This is a genomic window from Mycobacterium sp. IDUB_39 (assembly GCF_055419205.1).
Genome location: NZ_JBVAXF010000005.1, coordinates 504,011 through 530,125, shown reverse-complemented (window position 1 = coordinate 530,125; position 26,115 = coordinate 504,011). Strand labels below are relative to the sequence as shown.

The following is a 26,115-nucleotide window of genomic DNA, read 5'->3' as shown; positions in this document are numbered from 1 at the left end:
TACGACCGAGCAAGCGCTTCCGCTCACACGAGTTCGCGGGTCAGCTCGAGCCGTCCGTCGCGACGCACGGCGACGAGTCGCTCGCGGTGCAGCGGTGATCCGACAGCGACGCCACCCTGTCCCCGCCACCCGGTGACCAGGACGTCGATACCGCGAATCTGCTTGTCGGTCAGGCCCGTCGCGCCGCCGGTCAGCAGCCAGCCACGGATCACCCGGCGCCGGACCGACGCGGGCAGCCCGATCAGGTCGGTGATCGCCAGGCCGGCCCCTGGCGCGCACCCGGCCAGCACGTCATGCGCGATGGCGTCGAGGGTCTCGGTGTCCTCGCGCAGGGCGGCGGCGGTGCGGGCCAGCGATTCGGCGACACCTCCACCGAGCACGTCCTCGAGCAGCGGCAGCACCTCGGTGCGCAGCCGCACCCGGGTGAACCGCCGGTCGGCGTTGTGCGGGTCGTGCCACGGTGACAGCCCCAGTTCCGCACAGGCCGCCTCGGTGACGGTCCGACGCGTCCCGAGCAGGGGTCGGCCCCACGGCGGGTCAAACGCGCGCATCCCCGCGATGGATCGCGGACCCGACCCGCGGCCCAGCCCAAGCAGCACCGTCTCGGCCTGATCGTCGAGCGTGTGCCCGAGCAGCACGGGCAACTCCGCGCGCGCGGCATCCAGCGCGGCGTAGCGGGCGCTGCGCGCGGCGGCCTCGGGACCACCAACCGAGCCGACGCTGACCGGCAGCACGCGGGCGTCCACACAGCCCAACGCGAGCGCCTGCTCACGCGCAGTGGCGGCGACCCCGGCCGAGCCGTCCTGCAGTCCGTGGTCGACGATCAGCGCTGTGGTGGGACGTAAGCGCGCCGCGACGGCGGTCAGGGCGAGCGAGTCGGCGCCACCGGACAGCGCGACGCACCATCGGTTCGCGGCGGGCGGGTTCGCGTCGGGCATGCTCGCACGGATGAAGTCCTCCACCGCGCGACGCAGCGCAGCTACAGGACCCGTTCGATCCATCGCTGCGGCTCGTCGACTTCGCTTGGCAGTGGCAGGGTCTCGGGTGACGTCCACACCGTGTTGAACCTGGCCATACCCACCTTGTCCACCACGTCGTCGACGAAGGCCTTGCCCCGGGTGTACTGACTCATCTTGGCGTCCACACCGAGAAGCGCACGGATCACGCGCTGCAGTGGGGGTTGTCGGCGTTGCCTGCGCTCGTTGAACCTGCGCCGGATGGTGGCCACCGACGGCACCACGGCGGGGCCGACAGCGTCCATCACGTGGTCGGCGTGGCCCTCCAGAAGGGTGCCCAACACCAGCAGCCTGTCGAGCGCCTCGCGTTGCGGTTCGGACTGCACGGCCCGCATGAGTCCGACGATGCCCTCGGAATTCGGTTGCGCGGGTTCGCCGTTCGAGTTTCTGCGATCGCGCACGAACTCATTGAGCCGGCCGATCATCGCACCGAGGTCCTGGCCCTCCTCGTCGGTGAGCACCCCGAGCGTGCTCGACATGTACCCGGCCAGCCACGGATTGGCCCGGAACTGCACCCGGTGGGTGACCTCGTGCAGGCACACCCAGAGCCGGAAGTCCGCTGGCGACACCCGCATCAGGCGCTCGACGGCGATGACGTTGGGGTACACCAGGAGTAGCTCGCCGCCGTTTGCCGTGAACGGGTCGTACTGGCCGAGGATGCCCGACGAGATGAATGCCAGGACTGCGCCGGTCTGGGCGCCTGTGATGCGGCGCGTCAGCAGGCCGCTCGACTTGCCCTCGTCATTGTCACCGCCGGTCATGACGCGCATGGATTCGGTGGCGGCGCACACCCATTCACGACGGTCGATGATGCGCGCCTCGGCGATCTCGGAGCCCTCGTTGAGCCCGGTGACCTCACGCACCGGCAGCTCTGCACGCCGTGCGGAGTCGGCCAGTTCCTCGATGACCTGCCTGCGCGTGTAGTCGGTGGTCGCCGGCGCGGGCCTGACCAGCTTGCCTCCGACGGTGGCGGCGAAATTCCAGTCGACGGTTCGGCCGACCGTCGGGCCTGCAGCGGAACTCATGCGCTGCACCCGCAGGACCGCAGCGCGGCGGCCACCGCGTCGATCGAAGTACGTCCGGTGGGACCGGCCTCGTTCGAGATCAGGGAGAACGTCAGCACCCTGCCGCTCGCATCGGTGACGATGCCCGCCAATGCGTTGGTACCCGTCAGCGAACCGGTCTTGGCGCGTAGGAAGCCCGCGGCGTCACGGCCCGGGGCGGTGTCCAGGAACCGGTTGGACAGCGTGCCGCTGCCACCGGCGATGGGTAGCAGATCGACGAGTGGACGCAATCGGGGTTCCCCGTCGCCGGTGGCGGCGACGACGACCTCATCCAGCGTCTGCGCAGTCAACCTGTCGTCGATCGACAGCCCGCTGGAGTCGAACAGCACCGCCCCGGCGGTGTCGATTCCGGCGTCACCGATCTCGTCGAGCACCGCGTGGGCGGCTCCGTCGAAACTCTGCGGCCGGCCCAGTGCCGCGGCGACCTCGCGGCCAATGCTCTCGGCCATCACGTTGTCCGAGGCGTTCATCATGTCGCGCAGCCGTTCCATGAGCGGTGGCGAGGAGACCGAGGCGATCTCGTCCCCCTCACCCACCGTCGAGGGCACGACACCGACCTTCGCCGGGTTGACGCCCAGCGCCACCGCCAATGCCCGTCCGGCATCGAGGCCAGGCGTGTTCGACCGTCGCGACTCGACGCTGACCGGCTGGGTGCGACCACCGTCGAGCATCACCGACTCGATCGGGGCGATATCGCCGTTCTGGATGTCCAACGGATCCCAGCCGGGTGCCATGGTGGGGCCGCTGTAGGCGCTCAGGTCCACCATCACCGATCTGACGGCGGTACCGGACTCGCGCACCTGATCGGCCAGGTCGGCGATCCGGGCCGCGTTGCGGTACCAGGTCTGCGTCTTGGGGCCTGCCGCCGACAGCGTCGGATCACCACCACCCTTGAGGATCACCACGCCCGGTGAGTCGACGTCGGTGTGCACCGTGGTCGTCAGCGTGGCGTCGCGATCGAGCGCGAGCAGCGCGGCCGCTGCGGTGAGTGTCTTGTTGGTCGAGGCCGGCTGCATCGGGATCGACGCACCCTGGGTCCACAGTTCGGTCCCGGTGACGGCGTCGGTGACGCGGCCGGTGAGCCGTCCGAGATTCGGATCGGCGATAACCGGGGCCAGCCTGGCCGCGAGCAGGGTGGGCTTCGGCTCGGGGGCGGTGTGCGCGAGCCCGAAGACGGCGGGCTCCGCGACGGCCGGTGCCGGCTGCCGATCGACGGCCTGCGCCGCGTCGGATGCGGGACCGCCCGCGGTGAGCATGGCGCCCACCGCCACCACCGCGGTGACGAGCAGCAGCACCGCGACACCCACGAGTACGTGGGTGGACCGACGCCACCTAGCGGGCCGCATGACTCTCCTGGGATGCGATTGCGAGACCCGGGCTGCCGAGCAACCCGTATTGGCCAGGGTATCGCTCGTCTATGGTGGACCCGCGCCGTCACCCGACGAGCCACAGACTTTAGAGACGAAGGAGCCGCGACGGTGGAGTTCGAGGTTGTCGTCGAGATCCAAAAGGGCTCACGCAATAAGTACGAGGTGGATCACGAATCCGGCAAGCTGAAGCTGGACCGCTACCTCTACACGGCCTTCGGCTACCCGGCCGACTACGGCTTCATCGAGGACACCCTCGGCGAGGACGGGGACCCGCTGGACGCGCTGGTGCTGCTGCCTGAGCCGCTGTTCCCGGGGGCGGCGCTGGATGCCCGTCCGGTCGCGATGTTCCGGATGACCGACGAGAAGGGCGGCGACGACAAGGTGTTGTGCGTCCCCGCAGGCGATCCGCGCTGGGACCACGTCCAGGACGTCGGCGACGTCAACGAGTTCGAACTCGAGGCGATCAAGCACTTCTTCGTGCACTACAAGGATCTCGAGCCGGGCAAGTACGTCAAGGCCGCCGACTGGGTCGGACGCGAAGAGGCCGAGGCCGAGGTGAAGGCCTCCATCGAGCGGTTCAAGAACAGCGGACACTGAGATCCGTGGCCCCGATCCGGGGCTGATTTAGCACCGTCGTTACACGGGGTAACCCAGGTGTTCTCTGCGCCTTCGATCATGGAGTCGTGTTCATGTATCAGGGGGTTGGCCTCGATGCGTTCAACGCGTGGCCTGAGCGCAGGGCTGCCTACGCGTTGTACGAGTGCGCCAACTGTCTGAGACTGTCGCGCGACCTTGCGCGTGGACGGCCCTACCCCGACCACGCCACGTTGTTTCGGCAGGCCGATGCGCTGCTGTTCGCGATGCCCGAGGCCGCGATCGATCAGATCCTGGAGGCGTGCCCAGACGTCGGTCGTCGACCCCGCAGCCCCCGCAGTTGCGCCGAGCAGTGCTCGGTGTGGGATGACGACACCGCCGTGATGGCGGCCCTGTCATCGGCGGCTGGGGCCTACGCGCAGCGGTTCGGGTTCGGATTCGTGATGTTCGTCAACGGGCTGAGCGCCACGGACGTGACCGAATCGGTGATCGGCCGCATGCACAACGACCCCGAGACCGAACGCAAGGTGGTCCGCAACGAACTCGCGAAGGTCAACCGGAGTCGGTTGGAGCGAATGCTGGGACCCGAAGGCGGGTACCACAATTGGTGAGACGCCGCGCACGCGAGGAGCAGATCGGATTAGGGCGCGCTGGGCGCAGGTTCGGCGGGTACCGGCTTCGCGCCCTGCCCTAGCGCGAGCCTCCTGGTTCGGCGGCTCTTGATCCACCTCATGACGGGCTTCTCGACGGCGTAGTAGGTCACCGAGGCGACCGCGATGGTGACGGTCAGTAGCAGCACGATGTTGCGCCACATGCCCGCTGCGGTGTCACCCGCCATCAGACCCATTCGGTCCAGCATGAGCATGACCGGGAAGTGCCACAGGTAGGCCGATAGCGAGATCTCGCCGACGTAGCGGATGGGGCGGCTGTCCAGCCACACCGCCAGCCTGGTCCGCTCACCGCGCGCCAGCGGTGTCACGATCACCAGGATCATCAGTGCGGCGACCACGGCGACGCCCGCGGTGACGAACTGGTTGGCCACCACGAGCAGCACCGCGGACACCGCGAATGTCGGCAGGATCGCCACCGCGCTGATCGTCCGCACCCGAGCGCTCCATCGCTCGATGAGCGCACCCCGTTCGATCGCCACGAACACCACGGCGGCGAACATCCCGAGGGCGAAGTTGTCCGCGTTGGTCAGGAAGCTCTTGGTGAAGACGGCGGCCCAGTTCGGCCCCCAGTTGAGCAACATGAAGTCCGTCGTCCCGGCGTGGGCGAACACGACGGGGATGAGCGACCGGCCGACCAGCCCCACGATGAGCAGCAGGGCAGGTGCCAGCGCCGCCAGCACGAAGGGGCTGAGGTTGATCCGCTTGCGCAGCGCGAACAGGATCATGCCGAGCAGCGGCAGGGACGCGTAGAACGCGTACTCCAGCGTCAGCGACCACGCGGGATTGATGCCGGTCTGGATGTAGGCGGGAAAGTAAGTCTGGGTCAGGGTGAGGTTGGCGAGCAGCATTCCGGGGTCGGTGATCATTCCGGTGCCGTCATCGGTGCCGAGCGGCTGCAGCGCGGGATTCTGGACGTACGCGACCTGCAGTACGTAGTTGACGATCAGGAAGATCACCAGATAGCAGGGCATGATCCGGGCGATTCGGTGCAGCGCATAGTCGCGCACACCGGGCATCTTCGCGGCGGCGCGATCCACGACGAGATTCCGCACGTACGGCAGGAACAGCAAAAAGCCACTGAGGACGAAGAAGTACACCAGGGAGAACCCCAGCAGGCTCGTCATCCACGTCTCGGCGGTCTTCGGTGTGTAGTGCGTGGTTACGTGGGTGATGGCGATCGACAGGCACAGCAGACCGCGCACGCCGTCGAGCCCGATGATCCGAGCCCGCAACTTCGCGCCACCCGACGCGGGGGGCGTCTCGGTTGAACCCACAACGATCCCTTTCGTTCAGTACACGCCGAGCCGGGGATTCGCACCCGAGGCTGGGAAGCGTTGCCGCATTCCATACCTATAGTTTGCTGTTTCGGGGACAGTTCGAGCCAGAATGCCACTCGATCTTGGCCTTATCGAATTTTGCCAGCAGGAGAACGCTAGCTGAAAAGCTCGACCGACGCAGCATCCGAGGGCCATTCCCTGCCGAGCGAGCAGCACCGCCAGCTAGCGCCAACGACGATGACCCCGGTTCTGGCTATGGATATCGCCGGTATCGATACCTGCCGAACACCAAGAATGGTTGCGATCACCAGCGCCAGCTAACTGCATCGACTGGAATGGACCTGCCCGTTTCGGCCTCGGCTACGCGGCCAGCGCGGCAATGTGACGCCCGATGGGCAACGCCGCGGTGGAGCCTCACCACGGGTTGTCCACCGGAGGTCAGCTCGCTGACGTCCTCGCCTGCCTCATCAGCCACAAAGATCCGCACCACCGTCACGCTAGGCCTCCGAGTGGATGCGTGCGATGTTTGTGATCAGCCAGAGTCCAACGGAATCCGCATTTCAGTGGAATCCACACGCGACATCGATCGGATCCCGATATCGATGTGATCGCGCCGCCGTGCGCCGTCAGCCGAACCCCACGAGCCTTAGTAGTTTGTACTCGTGACAGCAGACGAGGGACATCCGGCGTTCGGCATCCCCGCCCAGTACCTGTTGTCCTCGGCGGCGACGGAGCCACGCACGCTGATCGACATCCTCTACGCCACCGCCGAGCGCCATCCCGACGCACCCGCGCTTGACGACGGTGACGTTCAGCTCACCTACGCCGAGCTGATCGCCGACGTCGAGGAGAGCGTGGAGTGGCTGGCCGCCCGGGGTATCGGGCGCGGCGACCGCATCGGCATCCGCATGCCGTCGGGCAGCTACGCGCTTTACGTGGCGATCCTGTCCACCCTCGCCGCAGGCGCGGCATACGTGCCGGTCGACGCTGACGACCCCGATGAGCGGGCCGCCCTGGTGTTCGGCGAGGCCGGCGTCGTCGGCGTCATCACTGAGGCCGGCCTCATCCGCGGTCACGGCTCGTCGCGGGGCTGGCGCGCCGCCAGACCGCTCGGTCGCGACGACGCATGGATCATCTTCACGTCCGGCTCGACCGGAACGCCGAAGGGCGTCGCGGTGACGCACCGCAACGCGGCGGCATTCGTCGACGCCGAGGCGCAGATATTCCTGGAGGGCAATCCGCTGGGGCCCGGCGACCGGGTACTCGCCGGGCTGTCGGTGGCCTTCGACGCGTCATGTGAGGAGATGTGGCTGGCCTGGCGGCACGGCGCATGTCTGGTGCCTGCGCCCCGCTCGCTTGTGCGCAGCGGCATGGATCTGGGGCCGTGGCTGGTGGCGCGCGACATCACGGTGGTCTCGACGGTGCCGACGCTGGCCGCGTTGTGGCCCGCCGAGGCGCTGGAGGCGGTCCGCCTGCTGATCTTCGGCGGCGAGGCATGCCCGCCGGAACTGGCCGAACGGCTCGCGGCAGGCCCCGATTCGGCGGGCCGCGAGGTCTGGAACACCTACGGCCCCACCGAGGCGACGGTCGTGGCGTGCCTGGCCAAGCTGGACGGGAGGGGACCCGTCAGCATCGGCCTGCCGCTGCCCGGCTGGGATCTGGCCGTCGTGGACAAGGACGGCCAGCCGGTGCGCGTGGGCGAGATCGGGGAGCTGGTGATCGGCGGCGTGGGTCTGGCGCGCTACCTGGACCCGGAGAAGGACGCCGAGAAGTACGCGCCGATGCCGACGTTGGGCTGGGCGCGGGCCTACCGCAGCGGCGACCTGGTCCGTCTCGAGTCCGACGGCCTCTACTTCCAGGGGCGCGCCGATGATCAGGTCAAGGTCGGTGGGCGTCGCATCGAACTCGGCGAGGTCGACTCGGCGCTGGTCAACCTGCCCGGAGTCAGCGGCGGTGCCGCGGCGGTGCGCAAGACCGCAAGCGGCACACCGCTTCTGGTCGGTTACATCGCGAGCGCCGACCCGGCCTTCGACGTCGCCGCGGCGCGCATCGCGCTGGCCGAGTCGCTGCCCGCCGCTCTCGTGCCGCGCCTGGTGCTGGTCGACGAACTGCCAACGCGCACATCGGGCAAGGTCGACCGCGACGCCCTACCGTGGCCTATTGAGGGAGACACCGAAGCCGACGACCCCGACCTCGCGGGCACCACGGGCTGGCTGGCCGGTCTGTGGCGCGACGTGCTGGCCGCGCCCGTCGCCGGACCCGAGGAGGACTTCTTCGCGCTCGGCGGTGGCTCGCTGTCGGCGGCGCAGTTGGTCGCCGCACTGCGGGCGCGCTACCCCCAGGTGACGGTCGCCGACCTGTACGACCACCCCCGGCTGGGATCGCTGGCTGGGTACCTCGACGAACTGGACCCGCCCCCCGCCGTCGTCACGCGGACCGTCAAGAAGGTGTCGCGTCTGACGCAGCTGGCACAGGTTGGGCTCTCACTGCCGCTGGCAACCCTGACCGGTATGCAGTGGGTGGTGTGGCTGGCGCTGTTCAACAACGTCGCCGCGGGTCTGGGCCTGCTGTCGTGGGCCACTCCGATCAGCTGGTGGTGGGTGCTGGCCGGGTTCCTCGTCTTCGTCACGCCCCCGGGGCGAATGGGTATCGCGGTGGTGTGCGCACGCATGCTGCTGGGCGGCCTCGAACCGGGCACCTACCGCCGCGGCGGCGCGGTACATCTGCGTGTCTGGCTGGCCGAGCGCCTCGGGGAGGCAAGCGGGGCGGAGAACCAGGCAGGCGCACCGTGGCTCGTCTACTACGCCCGGATGCTGGGCAACAGGGTGGGCAAGGGCGTCGACCTGCACTCCGCACCGCCCGTCACCGGCATGCTCACGCTCGGGCACCGATGTTCGATCGAGCCGGAGGTCGACCTGACCGGGCACTGGATCGACGGCGACCAGTTCCACGTCGGCCCCATCGAGGTCGGCAACGACGCGACGATCGGCGCGCGGACCACCCTGCTGCCCGGTGCCGTGGTGGGCAAGAACGCCGACGTCGCACCGGGTTCCGGCGTGGTGGGCAAGGTCAAGGCCGGCCAGTTCTGGAAGGGCTCACCGGCGCTCAAGTCGGGTAAGGCTCGCCACCCGTGGCCCGACGAGCGGCCGCGCCGCGCCCCGATCTGGGTGCTCATGTACGGCCTCACCTCGGTACTTCTCGGCGGCGTGCCGCTGGCCGCGCTTGGCACCGGCCTGGCCGTGGTGGGCTGGGCGATCCGCGACACCGCGTCGCTGACCGAAGCCATTGTCCCCGCGCTGATCTGGACTCCCGTGGCCACCCTGGCCGCCGTTGTCGTCTACGCGGGGTTGACGGTGATTGGCGTCCGCATGCTGGCGCTGGGTCTGCGCGAGGGTTACCACCCGGTGCGCAGCCGCGTCGGCTGGCAGCTGTGGGCCACTGAACGGTTGATGGACGCGGCGCGCAACTATCTGTTCCCGATCTACGCCAGCCTGCTCACACCGTGGTGGCTACGCCTGCTGGGCGCGAAAGTCGGTCGCGGGACCGAGATCTCGACCGCTCTGCTCCCCCCGAAGTTCACGGTCATCGAGGACGGCGCCTTCCTCGCCGATGACACCATGGTGGCGTCCTACGAACTTGGCGGCGGCTGGATTCACGTGGCCAAGGCGACAATCGGCAAGCGGGCGTTCCTCGGCAACTCCGGCATCACCCAGCCCGGCCGTCGGGTGCCCGACGACGGGCTGGTGGCGGTGTTGAGCGCGGCGCCACACAAGGCCAAGCCGGGCTCGTCGTGGTTGGGCAGCCCCCCGATCCGGTTGCGCCGCCAGCCGGCGCCGGCCGACGCACTGCGCACATTCGACCCGTCGCCGCGACTGAAGCTGCTGCGCTCGCTGGTCGAGACCTGCCGCGTCATCCCACTGTTCGTCACCTTCGCCATCGGCGTCGCGGTGCTCGGCACGCTGCAGTACCTGGCCGGCGAGTTCGGTTACGCGTGGGCCGCGCTGGGTGGCGGTGTGGTGCTGTTGGCGGCCGGCGCGGTCGCCGGAACCATCGCGGTGATCGCGAAGTGGTTGGTGATCGGCAGGATTCGCGCCATCGAGCATCCCCTGTGGTCGTCCTTTGTCTGGCGCAACGAGGTGTCGGACACCTTCGTCGAGACGGTCGCCGCACCCTGGTTCGCCCGCGCGGCCAGCGGCACGTTCGTGATGAACCTCTGGCTGCGGGCGCTCGGCGCGAAGATCGGGGCCGGGGTGTGGTGCGAGACCTACTGGCTGCCCGAGGCCGACCTGGTCGAGCTGGGCACGGGCGCGACGGTCAACCGCGGCTGCGTCGTGCAGACACACCTGTTCCACGACCGCATCATGCGGATGGACACCGTGACACTCGAGGCGGGTTCGACGCTCGGGCCGCACTGTGTGGCGCTACCCGCCGCAAAGATCGGCGCGGGCGCCACGGTGGGGCCCGCCTCCCTGGTGATGCGCGGCGACGAGGTCCCGGCCTCGAGCCGTTGGCAGGGCAACCCGATCGCGCCATGGAACCCGTTGCGCAAGAAGCGCAGCGGCCGCGCGACGAAGCCAAAGAAGTCCGGAGCCTCCGCCGCGTGACCCGGTTCAAGAAGGCGCTCAAGGCATCTCCCCCGGTGATCGACCCCTACCTGCCCGGAAACGGGAACTTTGGCTACCGGGTGTCGCGGTACGAACTCGACCTCGAGTACAAGGTCAACATCAACCGGCTGTCGGGTGCCGCCACCATCACAGCGGCGACCCTGGCGTCGCTCAAGACGTTCACCCTGGACCTCGCCGACACACTGTCGGTGTCCAAGGTGTCGGTCAACGGGCGCAGGCCCGCGTCGTTTCACACCTCACGCGGAAAGCTTCAGATCACCTTGGCCTCCGCACTGCCCGCGGGAGCCGCGATGGCCGTGGTGGTGCGCTACGGCGGAACCCCGCGTCCCATCCAAACCCTGTGGGGCGAAGTCGGATTCGAGGAGTTGTCCAGCGGGGCGCTGGTGGCGGGCCAGCCCAACGGGGCGGCGTCATGGTTCCCGTGTGACGACCATCCGAGCAGCAAGGCGAGCTACCGCATCGCGATCACCACCGAGAATCCCTACCACGCCGTGGCCAACGGCAAGCTGGTGTCGCGCCGTACCCGCGCGGCGATGACGACGTGGACCTACGAGCAGGCCGAACCCACCTCCACCTACCTCATGACGCTGCAGATCGGCGAGTACGAGGAGCACCGGATCACCAAGTCGCCGGTGCCGATGAGCGTCGTGCTGCCGGAGCGTCTGCGCGCCAACTTCGATCATGACTTCGGGCGTCAGCCGCAGATGATGAAGCTCTTCGTCAAGCTCTTCGGCCCGTATCCCCTCTCGACGGGCTACACCGTGGTGATCACCGACGATGACCTCGAGATTCCCCTTGAGGCACAGGGAATCTCGATATTCGGCGCCAACCACTGCGACGGTACGCGCCGTGCCGAGCGACTCGTCGCCCATGAGATGGCGCATCAGTGGTTCGGCAATTCGGTGACGGCGCGACGCTGGCGCGACATCTGGTTGCACGAGGGTTTCGCCTGCTACGCCGAGTGGTTGTGGTCGGAGGAGTCCGGTGATCGCACCGCCGACGAACGCGCCCGGTACTACTACCAGAAGCTCGCGTCCTCACGTCATGACCTGCTGCTGGCCGACCCCGGCCCACGCGACATGTTCGACGACCGGGTGTACAAACGGGGCGCGGTGACGCTGCACGTGTTGCGCCGCACCATCGGTGACGAGAACTTCTTCGACCTGCTCCGGGAGTGGACCACTCGGTACCGGCACTCGACCGCCGTGACCGACGACTTCACCGGTCTGGCCGCCAACTACTCCGACGAGTCGCTGCGCCCGCTGTGGCAGGCCTGGCTGTACTCCACCGCACTGCCGGACCTGTGACCGACGGCGCGTCGCCCGTTCCCGCGCTGGGGCCGGTCACCAGGGGCAGCGTCGTCAGGGTCGGTATCGCCACGCTGATCAGCGCGGTGTGCGGGTACCTGGTGCTCTACCTCGCGGCACGCGACCTCGAACCGGCGGGATTCTCGGTGTTCGCGGTGTTCTGGGGTGCTTTCGGGTTGCTGGCCGGGGCCGCCAACGGCCTGCTCCAGGAGTCCACCCGCGAGGTGCGCGAGGTCGCGCAAGCCGGTGCGGCGCGGTACCCCACCGGTCCGCGTATCCGTCCGATTCGGGTGGCGGTACTTGTCGGTCTGACCTCCGCGGTGGCCGTCGCCGTCACCGCCCCGCTGTGGTCGAGCCACGTCTTCGTCGAGTCCCGCTGGCTGAGCGTGAGCCTGCTGGCCGCGGGTATCGCCGGCTTCTGTGTGCACGCCACGCTGTTGGGGGTGCTGGCCGGGGTTAACCGGTGGAGCCAGTACGGGGCGCTGATCGTCGGTGATGCCATCGGCCGGGTCGCGGTGGCGATCGCCACCTTCCTGGTCGGGTGGGCGCTGGTCGGTTACCTGTGGGCGACCGTCGCAGGTTCGATGGCATGGCTGATCCTGCTGCTGGCCTCCCCTGCGTCGCGCGCCGCGGCGCGGCTGCTGACGCCCGGTACCGTCGGCACGTTCCTGCGGGGGGCGACGCACTCCATCGCCGCGGCGGGCGCCAGTGCGGTTCTCGTCATGGGCTTCCCGGTGCTGCTGAAGGCCACCTCAGCCGACCTCGGCGCGGCCGGCGGCGTGGTGATCCTGGCGGTCACGCTGACCCGCGCGCCGCTGCTGGTGCCGCTGACTGCCATGCAGGGCAACCTGATCGCCCACTTCGTCGACCAGCGCGAGGCCCGGTTGCGTGCCCTGCTGATGCCGACCCTGGTCGTCATCGGTCTCGGCGCACTGGCCGTGGCGATCGCGGGTCTCGCCGGACCGTGGCTGCTGACGGCCGCGTTCGGCCCCGAGTATCAGGCCAGCGGCACGCTGCTGGCCTGGCTCACCGCGGCGGCGATCGCCATCGCTCTGCTCACCCTGACAGGTGCCGCCGCCGTCGCCGCCGCACTGCACCGCGCGTACGCCGCCGGCTGGGTCGGGGCAACGCTGGCCTCGACGCTTCTTCTGCTGCTGCCCCTGGATCTCGCGACCCGCACGGTGGTGGCCCTGATGTGCGGACCGCTGGTCGGAATCGGCGTGCACCTGGTTGCGCTGCGCAAGGGCGCACCCAGCATGGGCGTGTAACTTGATCGGCATCGACAGCTCGTACCGCGACGTGTGGATCGTCGTCCCAGCCTTCAACGAGGCGAGCGTCATCAGCGACGTCATCGCCGACGTTCGCACCGTCTTTCCCAATGTGGTGTGCGTCGATGACGGCAGCCGCGACGACACCGGCGAGCGAGCGCTGCGAGCCGGGGCGCACCTGGTGCGCCACCCGGTCAACCTGGGCCAGGGCGCGGCCATCCAGACCGGCGTCGAGTACGCCCGTGCCCGGCCCGGCGCAGCGGTGTTCGTGACGTTCGACGCCGACGGTCAGCACCGGGTGAAGGACGTCATCCGGATGATCGACCGTCTTGTCGCCGAGAACCTCGACATCGTCATCGGCACCCGCTTCGGCGGCAGCGTGCCCGCGCGCATGCCCGCGCTGCGGCGGATGCTGTTCCCGCTCATCGCCAAGCTCAGCCCGGCCAGCCGCAAGCTGGGGCTGACCGATGCGCACAACGGTCTGCGCGTTTTTGGCAGGACCGTGGCCGAATCGCTCAACATCACCATGAGCGGGATGAGCCACGCCAGCGAGATCATTGCGCTGATAGTCGAGAACGGTTGGCGGGTGGCCGAGGAGCCCGTCGAGATCATCTACACCGACTACTCGATGTCGAAGGGGCAGCCGTTGGTCAACGGCGTCAACATCGTCTTCGACGGACTGCTGCGCGGAAGGATGCGTCGATGAACTGGATCCAGGTCCTGCTGATCGCGGCCATCATCACGCTGCTGGTGTACCTGCTGCGGTCACGGCGCAGCGCGCAGGCCCGGGCGTGGGTGAAGATGGGCTACGTCCTGTTCGTGGTGGCCGCGGTCTATGCGATCGTGCGACCCGACGACACGACGGTGCTGGCCAACTGGCTCGGCGTCGACCGCGGGTCCGACCTGCTCGGATACGCACTGATCGTGGTGTTCCTGTTCACCACGCTCAGCACCTACATGCGCTTCAAGGACCTCGAACTGAAGTACGCGCAGTTGGCCCGGGCCGTCGCACTCGACGGTGCGCGTGCGCCCGAGGACGCCTAGCCCGGCAGTGTGCCGTTGAGCAGTGCCGACAGCAGCGCGATGCGGCCGTCCTCGAGTTCGGGTTGTGGGAGCACACCGCGCACGATCGCGGCACCGTCGAACGCGTTCGTCAGGGTGGCGACGACTACCGCCAACACGTCCGGCGGGAATCGGTCGGCGCCGGGCAGCGACTTCGCGACGTCGTAGATGTTCGCGGCGTACTCGGCGAGGACCACCTGCAGTGTCGCCCTGAGCTTCTCGTCGGTGCGCGCGGCGATGAGCAGCTCGTACATCACAGCGTTCGTCGCGTTGCCGGTGACATCGCGCAGGACTATCAACGAGGCATCGAGCGCCGGTTGGTCGGCGGGGATCTCGGCGACCCGCTTGGTGAACGCGTCGAGTTGACGCCGCATGACCTCGTGGGCCGTGGCGGCCATGAAGTCACCCATCGTGGGGAAGTGCCGGAACAGCGCGCCGTCGGACACCTTGGCGCGCTTGGCGATCACCGCGGCCGATGACCGCGCGTAGCCGACCTCGACGATGGTGTCGATGCAGGCGTCGAGAAGGCGCGCGACGGTCTCCTCGCGGCGCTGCTGTTGAGTTCTGGCCATGTCAGAGTGTCGTTCTCGCGCGCCGCGGCTGAGCGGCACCGGCCCGAAGGAAGCGACCCGTCCCGGCGCCGCCGGCGTAGCCCTCGGCGAACTCGCCGTTGCGGAACACTACCGAGCCGTTGACTCCAGTCGCGACCACTGCGGCGTCGTTTCGGTTGACCATGCGCGAGAGTCCGCCGTAGAAGGGAACTTCCGACTCGTGGTAGGCGTCGACCGAGGCATCGAGGCCCGCGGGGTCGACGACCACGAAGTCGGCGCGGTCACCCTCGCGCAGGGTGCCCGCCGGAACGCCGAACCAGTCGGCGACCTCGGCGGTGAGCCGGTGCACCGCGTGCTCGATGGTCAGGAACGGCCTGCCTGCCCGGTCGGCGTCACGTGTGCGCTTGAGCAGCCGCAGCGCGTAGTTGTAGAACGCCATATTGCGCAGATGCGCACCGGCGTCCGAGAAGCCCATGTGGATGGACGGTTCGGCGGCAAGTCGATCGAGGTGCTTCGGTCGATGGTTCGCCACGATGGTCGTCCAGCGGACGTTGCGCTCGCCGTTCTCGACCAGGACGTCGAGGAACGCATCCAACGGGTGCAGACCGCGCTCGTCGGCGATCTGCCCGAAGCTCTTGCCGATAAGAGACTCGTCGGGGCACTCCACGATGACGGCGTCGTGGAAGTCCCTGTGCCACAGGCTCGGTCCGAGCTTCTTGCGGTCGAAGGAGCGGCGGAACCGACGCCGATACTCGGTGTCGGCGAGAAGTTCGTTGCGCTCCAACTGGTCACGCAGGTGCAGCGCGGCGGTCCCTGCGCCGAACTCCTCGAAGACGGGCAGATCGATTCCGTCGGAGTACAACTCGAACGGTACGGGCAGGTGCTGGAAGCGCACGGACGAGCCGAGCAGCTTGTTGAGGAGCCGGGTGCCGGGCCCGAACACGTGCACGGCCGCGGGCGCTGACTTGGCGTCGGCCGACACCAGCAGGCTCATCCGCACACCCGACCGGCGGCCGAGCATGCGACTACTGGACAGGAAGAACAGCAGCGCGGAGATCGGGCTCTTCACATTCGGCGCGCTCTGCAGGATGCGGCCTCGTTTGCGCAGGACGGCAATGAGCCTGCGCCGCTCGCGCCATGTCGCGAAGGTGGACGGCAGCGCGCGGGACCGGTAGCGGTCCCCGTCAAGCTTGTCGATCGCCGCGTCCATCCCTGACATGCCGAGAAGGCCTGCGTCGAGCGCCTTTTCGAGCATTGCCGCCATCCGGTCGAGTTCGGCGTCAGTCGGCCGCACGTCGTCGGTGGTGGCACGGTCGAGGCCCAGCACGGCGGTGCGCAGGTCCGAGTGGCCCAGCATCGAGGCGACGTTCGGGCCCAGCGGCAGCTCGTCGAGTGCCGCCACGTACTCGGCGGGTGTGGTCCAGCACTTCTTGGCCTCGAGCGCGCCGAGCACGTACTGGCGGGGCACCGCCTCGACACGGCTGAACAGATCGGCGGCATCCTCGGACGACGCGTACACCGTCGACAGCGAGCAGTTGCCGAGCAGCACGGTGGTGACGCCGTGGCGCACGGATTCGCGCAGACCCGGGTCGAGCAGGACCTCGGCGTCGTAGTGGGTGTGCACGTCAATGAAGCCGGGGAGCACCCACTTGCCGTCGGCGTCGATGACGTCGGGACAGCCGGCCTCGTCGAGCGGTCCGGCCGATACCGCGGCGACGACGCCGTCGCGGATGCCGAGCGTCCTGGTCGCGGGCGCGCGTCCGGTGCCGTCGAACCACAGGCCGTTGCGAATGATGACGTCGAACGTCATGGCGTCTCCTTGCGGACGTGAGGAGCGGAAGTCCTCAGCGGACGTGAGGAGCGGAAGGCCTCAGGTTGACGCCAACCTACAACAGAAAGTGAGTACTCACAATCTTTTCGTGATCAGTCCTCGCGGAAGTAGTCGACCGTCCGGCGCACGCCGTCGGCCAGAGGGACCCGCGGAGCCCATCCCAGCACGTCGTGGGCCCGGGAGGCATCCAGCCGCGAGCGCCTCAGGTCGCCGAGCCGGGGCGGATGCAACTCGGGCTCGTCGGGTTTGCCCGCCGCCTTGGCGATCGCCGTGTGCAGCTGCCGGGTCGAGGTCTCCACCCCGGTGCCGACGTTGAACCGCTGGCCACCCCCGGCCTCGCCGCCGGCCCGCACGAAAGCGTCGACGACGTCGTCGACGAACACGTAGTCACGCGTGTCCGTGCCATCGCCGAAGATCTTGGTGGCCCGATCCGCCAGCAGCGCCTGGGAGAAGATCGCGACAACGCCGGCCTCGCCGTGCGGATCCTGGCGCGGGCCGTAGACGTTGGCCGGCGCGATATGCGAGCAGTCCAGCCCGTAGAGGTTGCGGAACATATTGAGGTACACCTCGCCGCACACCTTGCTCGCCGCGTACGGCGAGGACGGGTCGACGGGCATCTCCTCAGTGGTCGGGTAGGCCGGCGGAATCCCGTAGATCGACCCGCCCGACGACGTGTGCACCACCTTGCGCACACCCGCCCGGCGGGCGGCCTCGGCCAGCCGAACCGTGCCGACGACGTTGACGCTGGAGTCGCGCTGCGGATCGTCAACGGAGTGTGAGACCGAGATCTGCGCGGCGAGATGGAAGATCACCTCGGGCTTGACGTCGGCCAGCAGCGCGATGAGGTCGGCATCGACGATGTCGGCCTTGGCGAACTCGAACGCGTCGCTCTGTTCGGCCGTGGTGATGTTGGTACTGCGACCCGAGCTGAGGTCATCGACGCCGACGACACTGTGGCCGTCGGCCAGCAAGCGGTCTACCAGCGTCGATCCGATGAAACCGGCCGCGCCGGTGACGAGTGTTCGCACGGGGCCACCATACCGAGGGTGCTCCCCCATCCGTACAGTCGGCGGACGTGAACATCCGGCGGGCAGGAGCGCAGCGACCGGGGGTGGTTACCTGGGTCCCCCGCACAGCCGCCGCACTGATCGCGCTGCAGCTGCTGGTCCGCGCGGTGCTCGCATCTCACGGCTACTTCTACTGGGACGACCTGATCCTGACCGGCCGCGCGGGCACTCAGGGCCTGCTGTCGGCGTCATACCTGTTCGACGACCACGACGGGCACGTCATGCCCGCGGCGTTCCTGATTGCCGGCGGTATCACCCGGCTGGCGCCGCTGGACTGGATCGGCCCGGCCATCAGCCTGGTGATCCTGCAGCTGGTCGCATCCCTGGCGTTGTTGCGGGCGCTCTACGTCATCCTCGGCTGGCGTCCCGTGCTCCTGCTCCCGCTGACCTTCGCACTGTTCACCCCGCTGGGGTTGCCGGCCTTCTCGTGGTGGGCGGCCGCACTCAACGCACTGCCCATGATCGCGGCGATGGCGTGGGTGTGCGCCGACGCAATTCTGTTGGTGCGCACCGGTAACCAGCGATACGCCGCCACAGGCGTCATCGCGTTCCTCGTGGGGCTGCTGTTCTTCGAGAAGGCCGCGGTGATCCCGTTCGTCGCGTTCGCGGTGGTCGCACTGCTCGCGCACGTCGGCGGTGACAACGCGGCGTGTAAGACCGTGTGGCGGCGCGGCATCCGGCTGTGGTCGGCATGCCTGGCGGTGCTGATCGCGTGGATCGGCGTCTATCTACTGGTGGTCGATCAGCAGCGGTGGAGCTTCGATCTGGGCATGACCTCTGACCTCCTACTGCGGTCGGTGACGCACGGGATTGTGCCCGGCCTGGTTGGCGGACCGTGGGACTGGCAGCGCTGGGCGCCCGCATCTCCCTGGGCGACACCACCTTTGACGGTCATGGCGCTGGGCTGGGCCGCACTCGCCGCGGTCTTCGTGGTGAGCCTGGCGCGCAAGCAGCGGATCGGCTGGGTGTGGCTGGCGGCGATCGGCTATGCGGTGGCCTGCCAGATACCGATCTACCTGATGCGGTCCTCTCAGTTCACGGCGCTGGAGTTGGCGCAGACGCTGCGCTACCTGCCGGACCTGGTGGTGGTGCTGACGCTGCTGTTCGCGGTCGGGCTGTGCGCGCCGAACAAGGAGTCAGCCACGTGGCTGGACTCCTCACGCGCGCGGACGGTCGTCATCGGCGTCTGCACGGCACTGTTCGTCGCGAGCAGCTTGTACTCGACGGCGACGTTCAACACCATCTGGCAGGACAACCCGACCAGGTCCTATCTGCAGAACGGGCGGGCGTCCCTGGCCCAGGCGGCCGCCGCGTCGGATGCGCCGATGCTCGACCAGGAGGTCGACCCGCTGATCCTGCAGCGGATCCAGTGGCCGGAGAACCTGCTGAGCCACGTGTTCGCCCTGATCCGCGACCGTCCCGAGTTCGCCTCGGCCACCACCGACCTACGCATGCTCGACATGTCGGGACGGCTGCTCGGCGCCAAGGTGACGTGGGTGCGCTCGATGCAACTCGGCCCCCTGCCGAGCTGTGGCTACCTGGTGCAGCCCGACGCGCCAGTGCGGATCCCGCTCGACGGGCCGCTGCTGCCATCGGAGTGGACCGCCGAGCTCAACTATCTGGCCAACAGCGATGGGTCGATCACCGTCTCGCTGTCGGAGGGGACGCAGGTGAAGGTGCCGGTGCGGCCCGGCCTCAACCGGGTGTTCGTGCGACTGCCCGGTGCGGGCGATGCCATCGACGTGCAGGCCAACACCTCGGCCCTGTCGGTGTGCGTGGCGTCGGGTCCCGTCGGATATCTGGCACCGAGGTAGTCCCGCACGCCCCGTGCCAGAATAGTAAGCATGACTAACTTGCGCGATGAGGGCCTGCGGGTCTTCCGCGAGCTGCTGCCAGGCACCATCCCCGACGACGACGGTGACGTCGACTTCAGCAGCGGCTTCGCGCCCGAGCTGATGGATCTCGGCGTCGAGAGCGTGTTCGGCAGGCTCTGGAGCCGTGATGGCATCAGCCGACGCGACCGCAGCCTCGTCACGCTCGGAATCCTCATGGCGCTGCGGGCCAACGACGAGTTGCACGCCCACTTCAGGATCGCCCGCACCAACGGTCTCACCGACGACGAGCTGGCCGAGGTTATCTACCACGCGACCGGCTATGCGGGATTCCCGGCAGCCGCCACCGCGGCGAAGATCGCCGAAGCCGCGCTCGCCGAGGACGTTTAGGCCGCAGGTGCACTCGCCGAGCGTGACGTGAGCGCGAGAATCGGGGCGGAGAATCGCCGTGGTGTCACGTTCGACGAAGAGAACATGGAGCCGCCTGGGGGAATCGAACCCCCGACCTTCTCATTACGAGTGAGACGCTCTACCGACTGAGCTAAGGCGGCGATGCCCAGCCGATGAGCGCTTGCAAGAGCAGCCAAGCGTTCGAGTGGCAGGCGCAGCAGAGTCTACGGCAGGCCACGCCGCCAACCCAATTCGCGCCTACCCCGCCGGAGTCACCCGCGCAGGGCCTGCCCGACGGTCGCGACCATCGCATCCACGGCGAACTTCGGCTTGACGTTGATCGCCAGCGCCTCCCGGCACTCCAGCACCGCCTCGATACAGCGCAGCAGCCGGTCGGCGGGCACGTGCGCCGCCATGGCCCCCACCTTCTCGGCCATGTCAGGGTGGTTAGCCTGAACCGTCGCAGCCCCGGCCGACACCACCAACGCGTCGCGGAAATACGTCGCCAGATCGATCAAAGCGCGGTCCAGAGCGTCGCGGGACGCCCTCGTCTGACGTGACTTCTGTCTCTTTTCCAGGTCCTTGAGCGCACCCGCCGAGCCGCGCAACGCACCGGCGGCACCCTTGCCGGTGCCGCCCGCACCGAGCGCCGTGCGCAGTTCCTCGGTCTCCACCTCATTGCGCTCACCTGTCAGCGCCTTGGCCTCGTCCTCGGCGGTGACCACCAACTCCTCGGCTGACGCGTAGGCCCGCGACGGCGTGGCCGCATCACGCGCCAGTCCCAGAGCGCGCTCGCGGCGACGCCGGGCCTCGGCGTCGGTGGCCAGGCGGCGAGCCCGACCGACGTGGCCACCACTGACCGACGCCGCCCACGTGGCGTCGGCCTCGGGCAGTCCGTCGGTGTCCATCAACACCTGGGCGATCGCCTCCAAGCGGGGTGTCACCAGGGCCACGTGCCGGCACCTGGACTTGAGCGTTATCGCGATGTCCTCGGGGTCCACCGACGGTGCGCACAGCAGGAACACCGTGGACGGCGGCGGCTCCTCAACCACCTTGAGCAGCGCATTCGCCGCACCCTCGGTCAGTCGGTCGGCATCCTCGACGAGCACGACCTGCCACCGGCCCGTGCCTGGGCGCCGCGACGCGATCTGAACGATCTCGCGCATCTCCCCGACACCGATCGACAGCCCCTCGGGAACGATCCGGCGAACGTCACCGTGGGTGCCCGCCATGGTCGTCGTGCACGCGCGGCACTCACCACACCCCGGGGCGCCATCCGACGTGCACTGCAGGGCTGCGGCGAAGCACAGCGCGGCGATCGAGCGGCCCGACCCGGGCGGACCCGTGATCAGCCAGGCGTGAGTCATGGTGCCGCTCGAGGTCGGCATGTCCGCCCTGTGAGCCGAATCACCGCGCGCGGCGACGGCGGCACCCACCAACTCCGCCTCGACCGCATCCTGGCCAACCAGACGCGAGAAAACACCGCTCATATCGTCCCAACCCTAGTGCCGACACCGACACAACCTGCGTAACGGGGACGCTAACGGTCACCGTGGACCGATACGGTTATCGCATGACCACAGGGGCTGGACCGATCGGGCGAATCACCGCATTCGTCCGGTGGGTGGCCCGTACCCCGTGGCCGGTGTTCACCCTCGGCATGCTGCAGGCCGACATCATCGGCGCGCTGTTGGTCCTGGGATTCCTGCGGTTCGGACTGCCGCCCGAGGACCGCATCCAGCTGCAGGACCTACCGGTGTTCAACCTGGCGGTCTTCCTGAGCTATCTCTTCGTGTCGTTCGGCGTGGGCGCCTACCTGACCCTGCGCATGCTCATGCCGGTGATCCGCTGGCAGCGCAACGACACCCTGCTGAGTAGCTCAGACCCCGCTATCACCGAACTCGCCCGTGCGCGCGCGCTGAAGATGCCGTACTACCGGTCACTGATCAACGTGACGAACTGGCTGCTGGGCTCCATCGTCTTCATCGTCGCGAGCTGGCCGGTGGCCAGCAAGTCCGCTCCCGTCGTGGCCGTCGCCACGGCGCTGGGTGCCACGGCGACCGCCATCATCGGCTACCTGCAGTCCGAGCGGGTGCTGCGGCCGGTGGCCGTGGCCGCGCTGCGCGGTGGCGTGCCTGCCAACTTCCGGGCGCCCGGCGTCATTCAGCGGCAGGTCCTGACCTGGGTGCTCTCGACCGGCGTGCCGATCCTCGCGATCGTGCTGGCAGTCGTGGCCAGCAAGTTCGAGATCCTCACCGCACCCGCCGATCGGCTGACCACACCGATCCTGCTGCTGGCCATCGCCGGGCTGGTCATCGGCCTGTCCGGGACGGTGCTGGTCGCGATGTCCATCGCCGACCCACTGCGCCAGTTGCGTTGGGCGCTCGGCGAAGTGCAACGCGGCAACTACAACGCGCACATGCAGATCTACGACGCCAGCGAACTGGGTCTGCTGCAGGCCGGGTTCAACGACATGGTCCGCGACCTCGCCGAACGACAACGGCTGCGAGACCTCTTCGGTCGCTACGTCGGCGAGGACGTGGCCCGGCGCGCACTCGAACGCGGCACCGAGCTCGGCGGTCAGGAACGCGACGTCGCCGTCCTCTTCGTCGACCTGGTGGGCTCGACGCAGCTCGCCTCGACCGTGCCCGCCTCTGAGGTCGTGAGCCTGCTCAACGACTTCTTCCGCGTCATCGTCGACACCGTCCACCGTCACGGCGGGTTCGTCAACAAGTTCCAGGGCGACGCGGCGCTGGCGATCTTCGGCGCCCCCATCGAACACCCCGACGCCTCCGGCGCCGCGCTGGCGGCATCCCGCGAGGTGCACGACGAACTGGTGGCGGTGCTGGGCCAGACCGAGTTCGGTATCGGCGTCTCCTCCGGCCGCGCCATCGCCGGCCACATCGGCGCGCAGGCCCGCTTCGAGTACACCGTGATCGGTGACCCGGTGAACGAGGCCGCCCGCCTCACCGAGCTGGCCAAACTCGAGGAGGGCCACGTGCTGGCATCGGCCATCGCCGTCAGCGGTGCCGTGGACGCCGAGGCGCTGTGCTGGGAGGTCGGCGAGATCGTCGAATTGCGCGGCCGCGTCGCACCGACGCAGCTGGCCCGACCGACGAACCTGTTCTCGCCACCGCCGATCCGCGATGACGTGGAGGCCGAAGCGCCCCACCCGGCGCCGACGCCGTCAGACGCCTAACCCCAACCGCTTAGGATCCGACCGCTTAGGCCTTCTTCGCGACCTTCTTGGCCGCGGCCTTCTTGGCGGGCGCCTTCTTCGCGACCTTCTTGACGGCGGCCTTCTTGGCGGGCGCCTTCTTGGCCGCCTTCTTTACGGGGCCACGGGCGCGACGATCCGCCAGCAGCTCGGAGGCCCGCGCGTCGGTGATCGACAGCACGTCGTCACCCTTGCGCAGGCTGGCGTTCGTTTCACCGTCGGTCACGTACGGACCGAACCGGCCATCCTTGATCACCATCGGTTTCTCGGAGACGGGGTCGGTGCCGAGTTCGCGCAGCGGCGGCGTCGCAGCACCCTGACGCCCACGCCGCTTGGGCTCGGCGTAGATCTTCAACGCCTCGTCGAGCGTGATGTCGAACATCTGCTCTTCGGTGGCCAGCGATCGAGAGTCCGTGCCGCGCTTGAGGTATGGGCCGTAGCGGCCGTTCTGCGCGGTGATCTCCTCGTTGTTGCTCGGATCGACACCGACAACGCGTGGCAGCGACAGCAGTCGCAAAGCGTCCTCGAGCGTCACCGTCTCAAGGTCCATCGATCGCAGCAGCGACCCGGTGCGAGGCTTGGGACCGGTCGGCTTCTTGCCCTTCTTCGCCGGCGCACCGTCCTCCGGCTCCTCCGGCGGTTGCGGCAGTACCTCGGTCACGTACGGGCCGTAACGCCCGTCCTTGGCCACGATCTCGTGGCCGGTCTCGGGGTCGACGCCGAGCGTGCGGCCCTCCTGCGGTGTGGCGAAAAGCTTCTCGGCGAGTTCGAGGGTCAACTCGTCAGGGGTCAGCTCGTCCTTCAGGTTCGCCCGCTGCGGCTTGAGCTCACCCGGGTTGTCGGGGTCGGCGACCATCCGCTCCAGATACGGACCGTTGCGACCGACACGGACGTTGACCGCGCGACCCTCTTCGTCGTCGAACAGCTTGATCGAGTTGACGACTCGAGCGTCGATCTCCTCGAGATTGCCGCCGACGAGTTTCTTCAGACCACCCGCGCGGGCGATCGAGCCCTCCACGCCGTGGTCGCCGCCGAAGTAGAAGTTGTTGAGCCAGTTGGTCCTTCGCTCGTTACCGGAGGCGATCTCGTCGAGCTCATCCTCCATGGCAGCGGTGAAGTCGTAGTCGACCAGCCGCCCGAAGTGCTGCTCGAGGAGCCCGATGACGGCGAACGCCACCCACGACGGGACCAGCGCGCTGCCCTTCTTGTGGACGTAGCCGCGGTCCTGGATGGTCTTGATGATCGAGCTGTACGTCGACGGGCGCCCGATGCCCAGTTCCTCGAGAGCCTTGATCAGCGACGCCTCGGTGTACCGGGCGGGCGGGTTGGTGGTGTGCCCGTCCGGGGTCAGGTCGGTGGCGTCCACCTGCTGGCCCTGGGTCAGGTTCGGCAGCCGGCTCTCGGCGTCATCGGCCTCGCCGCCGGCCTGCTCGTCGAGGCTCTCGACGTAGGCCTTCAGGAAGCCCGCGAAGGTGATGGTGCGGCCACTGGCGCCGAACACCACCTCACGTGGGGCTGCGCCGTCGGCGCTCGAGGTACCCGAGATGCGCAGCGACAGCGTCGTACCCCTGGCATCAGCCATCTGGGAGGCCACGGTGCGCTGCCAGATCAGCTCGTAGAGCCGGAACTCGTCGGTGTCGAGCGCGGCGTGCAGCTGACCCGGTGTCTGGAACACGTCACCGGCGGGGCGGATGGCCTCGTGGGCCTCCTGCGCGTTCTTCACCTTGCGGGTGTACTGGCGCGCCGTCGGGTGCACGTACTCCTCGCCGTAGAGCTGGCGAGCCTGGTTGCGTGCGGCGTTGATGGCCGACTCCGACAGCGTCGTCGAGTCGGTACGCATGTAGGTGATGTAGCCGTTCTCGTACAGCCGCTGCGCGATGCTCATGCAGCGCTCGGAGCTGAACCGCAGCTTGCGGCCCGCCTCCTGCTGCAGCGTCGAGGTCATGAACGGTGCGTACGGCTTGCGCGTGTAGGGCTTCTGCTCCACCGAGGACACCGTCATATGCGCCCCGCGCAGCCCCGTGGCCAGCGACGTCGCCGCCGCCTCGTCGAGCACCAGCACCTCGTCGGGCTTGCGGACCGCGCCCAGCGAGTCGAAGTCGCGCCCGGAGGCCACCCGCCGCCCGTCGACGGAGTTGAGCTTGGCGGTGAACTTCGGCGGTGACGCCTGCGGATCGGACACGCTGGCGTCTAGTTGGGCGGTGACGTCCCAGTAGCCCGCACTGCGGAACGCCATGCGTTCGCGTTCGCGGGAGACGATGATGCGCGTCGCCACCGACTGCACGCGACCCGCTGACAGCTTCGGTGCGACCTTCTTCCACAGCACCGGGCTGACCTCGTAGCCGTACAACCGGTCGAGTATGCGTCGGGTCTCCTGGGCGTCGACCAGGTCTATGTCGAGGTCACGCGGATCCTCGGCGGCCGCCCGGATGGCGGACTCGGTAATCTCGTGGAACACCATCCGCTTGACCGGGACCGTCGGCTTGAGCGTCTCGAGCAGGTGCCAGGCGATGGCCTCGCCCTCGCGGTCACCGTCCGTTGCGAGATAGAGCTCGTCGACGCCCTTGAGCAGGTCCTTGAGCTCGGTGACGGTGCTCTTCTTGTCAGGGCTGACGATATATAGGGGCTCGAAGTCGGCATCGACATTGACCCCGAGGCGCGCCCAGGGTTCGGACTTGTACTTCGCGGGGACATCGGCGGCCGATCGCGGCAGGTCGCGGATGTGCCCACGCGACGATTCCACGACGTAGTTGGACCCCAGGTAACCGGCGATTTTGCGCGCCTTAGTCGGCGACTCGACTATGACGAGTCGCCGCACCCTGCCGTTGCCGCTGCCACCACTCTGGTCAGCCAACCTCGTACCCACTCCACTTCTGTGCCGCCACCCGGTCACCAGTCACGCTTGCACGCGCGATTCGGCCCATGGCAACTGTCAATTTCGCATTCTGCGGCAGCCTATGCAAACCGGCTCAC

19 protein-coding genes and 1 tRNA gene are annotated in these 26,115 nt (G+C 68.4%); 10 read left to right on the top strand and 10 right to left on the bottom strand.

Annotated elements, in window-relative coordinates:
* Positions 1-23: 23 nt before the first annotated feature.
* The 3 genes from tilS to dacB are packed head-to-tail and all read right to left on the bottom strand — an operon-like array spanning position 24 to position 3,426.
* Entirely contained in the window at positions 24-1,001 is a 978-nt protein-coding gene (tilS, locus tag ACZY0X_RS21250; RefSeq protein ID WP_463773177.1) for a tRNA lysidine(34) synthetase TilS, read from the bottom strand.
* Complete coding sequence (locus ACZY0X_RS21245; protein WP_463773175.1) at positions 980-2,041, bottom strand: zinc-dependent metalloprotease; 1,062 nt, start codon at positions 2,039-2,041, stop codon at positions 980-982. Before ACZY0X_RS21245 ends, tilS begins: the two co-directional genes overlap by 22 nt.
* Entirely contained in the window at positions 2,038-3,426 is a 1,389-nt protein-coding gene (gene dacB / locus ACZY0X_RS21240; protein WP_463773174.1) for a D-alanyl-D-alanine carboxypeptidase/D-alanyl-D-alanine endopeptidase, read from the bottom strand. Before dacB ends, ACZY0X_RS21245 begins: the two co-directional genes overlap by 4 nt.
* A gap of 132 nt (positions 3,427-3,558) precedes the next feature.
* Between dacB and ACZY0X_RS21235 the strand changes: the two genes are divergently transcribed.
* Positions 3,559-4,047, top strand: a complete 489-nt coding sequence (locus tag ACZY0X_RS21235; protein WP_463773173.1) for an inorganic diphosphatase — start codon at positions 3,559-3,561, stop codon at positions 4,045-4,047.
* Positions 4,048-4,139: 92 nt separating this feature from the next.
* Entirely contained in the window at positions 4,140-4,655 is a 516-nt protein-coding gene (locus ACZY0X_RS21230) for a 2-oxo-4-hydroxy-4-carboxy-5-ureidoimidazoline decarboxylase (protein ID WP_463773172.1), read from the top strand.
* A 29-nt stretch (positions 4,656-4,684) separates the two neighbouring features.
* Here the strand turns inward: ACZY0X_RS21230 and ACZY0X_RS21225 are convergent, their stop codons facing one another.
* Complete coding sequence (locus tag ACZY0X_RS21225; RefSeq protein ID WP_463773170.1) at positions 4,685-5,989, bottom strand: acyltransferase family protein; 1,305 nt, start codon at positions 5,987-5,989, stop codon at positions 4,685-4,687.
* A 665-nt stretch (positions 5,990-6,654) separates the two neighbouring features.
* On the opposite strand from ACZY0X_RS21225, the gene ACZY0X_RS21220 reads away from it, so the two are divergent.
* Genes ACZY0X_RS21220 through ACZY0X_RS21200 form a run of 5 tightly spaced genes read left to right on the top strand, consistent with a single transcriptional unit; the run spans position 6,655 to position 14,236 of the window.
* On the top strand, positions 6,655-10,596 hold the full coding sequence (locus tag ACZY0X_RS21220; protein ID WP_463773169.1) for a Pls/PosA family non-ribosomal peptide synthetase: 3,942 nt from the start codon (positions 6,655-6,657) through the stop codon (positions 10,594-10,596).
* On the top strand, positions 10,593-11,924 hold the full coding sequence (locus tag ACZY0X_RS21215; protein ID WP_463773168.1) for a M1 family metallopeptidase: 1,332 nt from the start codon (positions 10,593-10,595) through the stop codon (positions 11,922-11,924). Before ACZY0X_RS21220 ends, ACZY0X_RS21215 begins: the two co-directional genes overlap by 4 nt.
* On the top strand, positions 11,891-13,192 hold the full coding sequence (locus ACZY0X_RS21210) for an MATE family efflux transporter (protein ID WP_463773391.1): 1,302 nt from the start codon (positions 11,891-11,893) through the stop codon (positions 13,190-13,192). The genes ACZY0X_RS21215 and ACZY0X_RS21210 overlap by 34 nt, the downstream gene beginning before the upstream one ends.
* A 4-nt stretch (positions 13,193-13,196) precedes the next feature.
* Positions 13,197-13,898, top strand: coding sequence for a glycosyltransferase family 2 protein (locus ACZY0X_RS21205; protein ID WP_463773390.1), 702 nt, complete (start codon positions 13,197-13,199; stop codon positions 13,896-13,898).
* Complete coding sequence (locus ACZY0X_RS21200; protein ID WP_463773166.1) at positions 13,895-14,236, top strand: DUF2304 domain-containing protein; 342 nt, start codon at positions 13,895-13,897, stop codon at positions 14,234-14,236. The genes ACZY0X_RS21205 and ACZY0X_RS21200 overlap by 4 nt, the downstream gene beginning before the upstream one ends.
* Here ACZY0X_RS21200 and ACZY0X_RS21195 read toward each other — a convergent pair.
* The 3 genes from ACZY0X_RS21195 to ACZY0X_RS21185 all read right to left on the bottom strand — a co-directional run bounded on the left by ACZY0X_RS21195 (position 14,233) and on the right by ACZY0X_RS21185 (position 17,664).
* On the bottom strand, positions 14,233-14,826 hold the full coding sequence (locus ACZY0X_RS21195) for a TetR/AcrR family transcriptional regulator (RefSeq protein ID WP_463773164.1): 594 nt from the start codon (positions 14,824-14,826) through the stop codon (positions 14,233-14,235). The two genes, ACZY0X_RS21200 and ACZY0X_RS21195, sit on opposite strands and share 4 nt — an antisense overlap.
* 1 nt (position 14,827) lies before the next feature.
* The gene (locus tag ACZY0X_RS21190; RefSeq protein ID WP_463773162.1) at positions 14,828-16,615 is read right to left on the bottom strand and encodes an N-acyl-D-amino-acid deacylase family protein; all 1,788 of its coding nucleotides are present in this window, start codon (positions 16,613-16,615) and stop codon (positions 14,828-14,830) included.
* Between the two features lie 113 nt (positions 16,616-16,728).
* Positions 16,729-17,664 (bottom strand): NAD-dependent epimerase/dehydratase family protein, encoded by a 936-nt coding sequence (locus ACZY0X_RS21185; protein WP_463773160.1) that lies wholly within the window; start codon positions 17,662-17,664, stop codon positions 16,729-16,731.
* 47 nt (positions 17,665-17,711) lie between these two features.
* Here ACZY0X_RS21185 and ACZY0X_RS21180 point away from each other — a divergent pair, with 47 nt between their 5' ends.
* Together ACZY0X_RS21180 and ACZY0X_RS21175 are read left to right on the top strand one after the other, a co-directional pair.
* A complete protein-coding gene (locus ACZY0X_RS21180; protein ID WP_463773158.1) occupies positions 17,712-19,517 on the top strand; it encodes a hypothetical protein in 1,806 nt (601 codons plus the stop codon).
* A 30-nt stretch (positions 19,518-19,547) separates the two neighbouring features.
* On the top strand, positions 19,548-19,925 hold the full coding sequence (locus ACZY0X_RS21175; RefSeq protein ID WP_463773157.1) for a carboxymuconolactone decarboxylase family protein: 378 nt from the start codon (positions 19,548-19,550) through the stop codon (positions 19,923-19,925).
* Between the two features lie 85 nt (positions 19,926-20,010).
* Here ACZY0X_RS21175 and ACZY0X_RS21170 read toward each other — a convergent pair.
* Positions 20,011-20,086 (bottom strand) — tRNA-Thr (locus ACZY0X_RS21170).
* A gap of 111 nt (positions 20,087-20,197) precedes the next feature.
* Positions 20,198-21,415, bottom strand: coding sequence for a DNA polymerase III subunit delta' (locus tag ACZY0X_RS21165; RefSeq protein WP_463773156.1), 1,218 nt, complete (start codon positions 21,413-21,415; stop codon positions 20,198-20,200).
* An 83-nt stretch (positions 21,416-21,498) separates the two neighbouring features.
* On the opposite strand from ACZY0X_RS21165, the gene ACZY0X_RS21160 reads away from it, so the two are divergent.
* A complete protein-coding gene (locus tag ACZY0X_RS21160; RefSeq protein WP_463773154.1) occupies positions 21,499-23,124 on the top strand; it encodes an adenylate/guanylate cyclase domain-containing protein in 1,626 nt (541 codons plus the stop codon).
* Between the two features lie 25 nt (positions 23,125-23,149).
* Here ACZY0X_RS21160 and topA read toward each other — a convergent pair whose 3' ends face one another.
* A complete protein-coding gene (gene topA / locus ACZY0X_RS21155) occupies positions 23,150-25,996 on the bottom strand; it encodes a type I DNA topoisomerase (RefSeq protein WP_463773153.1) in 2,847 nt (948 codons plus the stop codon).
* Positions 25,997-26,115: the final 119 nt, after the last annotated feature.

Bases quoted from the DNA above. Each gene is read 5' to 3' on its own strand.
- ACZY0X_RS21175 (WP_463773157.1), top strand. From the start codon at position 19,548: ATGACTAACTTGCGCGATGAGGGCCTGCGGGTCTTCCGCGAGCTGCTG.
- ACZY0X_RS21195 (WP_463773164.1), bottom strand. From the start codon at position 14,826: ATGGCCAGAACTCAACAGCAGCGCCGCGAGGAGACCGTCGCGCGCCTT.
- ACZY0X_RS21190 (WP_463773162.1), bottom strand. From the start codon at position 16,615: ATGACGTTCGACGTCATCATTCGCAACGGCCTGTGGTTCGACGGCACC.
- ACZY0X_RS21200 (WP_463773166.1), top strand. From the start codon at position 13,895: ATGAACTGGATCCAGGTCCTGCTGATCGCGGCCATCATCACGCTGCTG.
- ACZY0X_RS21245 (WP_463773175.1), bottom strand. From the start codon at position 2,041: ATGAGTTCCGCTGCAGGCCCGACGGTCGGCCGAACCGTCGACTGGAAT.
- ACZY0X_RS21165 (WP_463773156.1), bottom strand. From the start codon at position 21,415: ATGAGCGGTGTTTTCTCGCGTCTGGTTGGCCAGGATGCGGTCGAGGCG.
- dacB (WP_463773174.1), bottom strand. From the start codon at position 3,426: ATGCGGCCCGCTAGGTGGCGTCGGTCCACCCACGTACTCGTGGGTGTC.
- ACZY0X_RS21160 (WP_463773154.1), top strand. From the start codon at position 21,499: ATGACCACAGGGGCTGGACCGATCGGGCGAATCACCGCATTCGTCCGG.
- tilS (WP_463773177.1), bottom strand. From the start codon at position 1,001: ATGGATCGAACGGGTCCTGTAGCTGCGCTGCGTCGCGCGGTGGAGGAC.
- ACZY0X_RS21230 (WP_463773172.1), top strand. From the start codon at position 4,140: ATGTATCAGGGGGTTGGCCTCGATGCGTTCAACGCGTGGCCTGAGCGC.